The organism is Trinickia sp., assembly GCF_051961175.1.
GTDB lineage: Bacteria > Pseudomonadota > Gammaproteobacteria > Burkholderiales > Burkholderiaceae > Trinickia.
This window is the reverse complement of record NZ_JBQCDN010000454.1, coordinates 1-2,395: the sequence shown is the minus strand read 5'-3', so window position 1 is coordinate 2,395 and position 2,395 is coordinate 1. Positions and strand designations below refer to the sequence as shown.

Annotated in this window: 3 protein-coding genes; all 3 read right to left on the bottom strand. The window is 59.8% G+C overall.

Annotated elements, in window-relative coordinates; translation table 11 throughout:
* On the bottom strand, positions 1-88 hold an 88-nt coding region (locus ACTHL0_RS25870; RefSeq protein WP_440569923.1), incomplete at its 3' end, for a glutathione S-transferase N-terminal domain-containing protein.
* Between the two features lie 84 nt (positions 89-172).
* Positions 173-952, bottom strand: a complete 780-nt coding sequence (locus tag ACTHL0_RS25865; protein WP_440569922.1) for a cytochrome c1 — start codon at positions 950-952, stop codon at positions 173-175.
* Between the two features lie 22 nt (positions 953-974).
* Entirely contained in the window at positions 975-2,357 is a 1,383-nt protein-coding gene (locus tag ACTHL0_RS25860) for a cytochrome b (RefSeq protein WP_440569921.1), read from the bottom strand.
* Between the last annotated feature and the right edge of the window lie 38 nt (positions 2,358-2,395).

The following is a 2,395-nucleotide window of genomic DNA, read 5'->3' as shown; positions in this document are numbered from 1 at the left end:
GGATCTCGAAGTCCATGCCCTTTTCGAACAACACCAGCCGGCAACGCTGGGAAAACGGGCAAGTTGTGCCGGAATACAAAACCATCATGTCTAAAGTTTCCTCAAAAAGCTGAAGGGCCAGCGCGCCGGAGAAACCTCCCTTGCGCCGGCCCCACACCGTGTTACGGCGTGTTTATTTGACGTCTTTCCAATACGCCGCATTGAGCCGCCAGGCGAAAAACGTCAGGACGCCCAGGAAGATCAGCACGAACACGCCAAGCTGCCGGCGCGTCTGCTGGGTCGGCTCGGACATCCAAGTCAGGTACGCAACCAAGTCCGCCACGGCAGAATCATAATCTACCCGCGACATCGTCCCCGGTTTTACGCTTTCGAAGCGCTCGAACTGATGCGTCTTCTCCCCCGTTTCTGGATCCGTCATGTCCGTGAATTTGGCTGTCTGTACACCCTGCAATTGCCACAACACGTTCGGCATGCCGACGTTGGGGAACACCATATTGTTCCACCCCGTCGGCCGCGTATCGTCGCGGTAGAAGCTGCGCAAATACGTGTACAGCCAGTCGCTGCCGCGCGCCCTCGCCTCCACCGACAAATCGGGCGGCGTCACGCCGAACCACGCCTTCGCGTCGGCCGGGCGCATCGCCACCGTCATCGGGTTGCCCACTTTGTCGGTCGTGAACAGCAGGTTCTGCTCGATCTCCTTCTGGGAAATGCCGATCTGCTCGAGCGCGCTGTAACGCATGAGGTTCGCGCTGTGGCAATTCAAGCAGTAGTTTACAAACAATTGGGCGCCATGCTGCAACGATGCGATGTCATGCGTGTTATTCGGCGCACGATCCAGCGGAAAACCCTCGTCCGCATGAACCGGCCCCATCGCCACCGCCATCGTCAGCACCACGCTCGCGCCGCCGATGCGAGCGAGCTTATTCAGCCAAGTACTCAGCCATGTCTTCATCACGTGTTGTCCTCGCTCGCGGTTAATGGGGCTTGTACCGAACCCGCTCGGGCGGCTGCTTGAACGTCCCCAGCCGGGTCCAGAACGGCATGCCCAGGAAGAACGCGAAGTAGATCAGCGCGCAGATCTGAGCGATCAGCGTCGCCGCCGGCGAAGGCGGCTTCGTCCCCAAAAACGCCAGCGTCAGGAACGCCAGCACGAAGATTGCGTAGAACACCTTGTGGAAGAACGGCCGATAGCGAATCGACTTCACCGGGCTGCGATCGAGCCAAGGCAGGAAGAACAGCGACACCACCGCCGAGCCCATCACCACGACACCCCAGAACTTCGCTTCCGTGAAGGCCATGAACAGAACCAGCAGCACGGCCAGCACCGGCAAGCCGACGCGCCACTTGCCCCGCGCGCGCAAGAGCGCCAAGAGCCCCAGCAGCCCGACCACGATCATCAACACGATCTTGAACGGATCGGTGGTCGCGCGCAGCATCGCGTAGAACGCCGTGAAGTACCAAACCGGGGCGATCTCGGGCGGCGTTTGCAGCGGGTTCGCCGGAATGAAGTTGTTCGATTCGAGGAAGTAGCCGCCCATCTCGGGCGCGAAGAACAGAATCGCCGCGAACACCATCAAGAACACGCACACGCCGAAGAAATCGTGCACCGAGTAGTATGGGTGGAACGGAATGCCGTCGAGCGGCTTGCCGTTCGCATCCTTCTTGGCCTTGATTTCGATGCCGTCGGGATTGTTCGAACCCACCTCGTGCAGCGCCACGATATGCACAAACACGAGCCCGAGCAGCACGAGCGGGATCGCGATCACGTGAAACGCGAAGAAGCGGTTCAACGTGATGTCCGACACCACGTAATCGCCCCGGATCCACAGCGACAGATCGGGACCGACGAACGGGATCGCCGAGAACAAATTCACGATCACCTGCGCGCCCCAGTACGACATCTGGCCCCAGGGCAGCAGGTAGCCGAAGAACGCTTCGGCCATCAAACACAAAAAGATTGCGCAGCCGAAGATCCACACGAGTTCGCGCGGCTTGCGGTACGAGCCGTACATGAGCCCGCGAAACATATGCAGATAGACGACGACGAAGAACATCGACGCGCCCGTGGAGTGCATGTAGCGGATCAGCCAGCCCCACGGCACCTCGCGCATGATGTACTCGACCGAGGCGAACGCGAGCTGCGAATCGGGCTTGTAGTTCATCGTCAGGAAGATGCCCGTGACGATCTGGTTCACGAGTACGAGCAGCGCCAGCGAACCGAAGAAGTACCAGAAGTTGAAGTTTTTCGGGGCGTAGTACTCGGATAAGTGCGCTTTCCAAGTCGACGTCATCGGGAACCGCCGGTCGATCCAGCCGGCCAGGCCCGTCGTTTCCACCTGCTTTTCCGTTGTCGCCATTTACGCCTCTCCTTCTTCGTCTTTGCCGATCACGATCG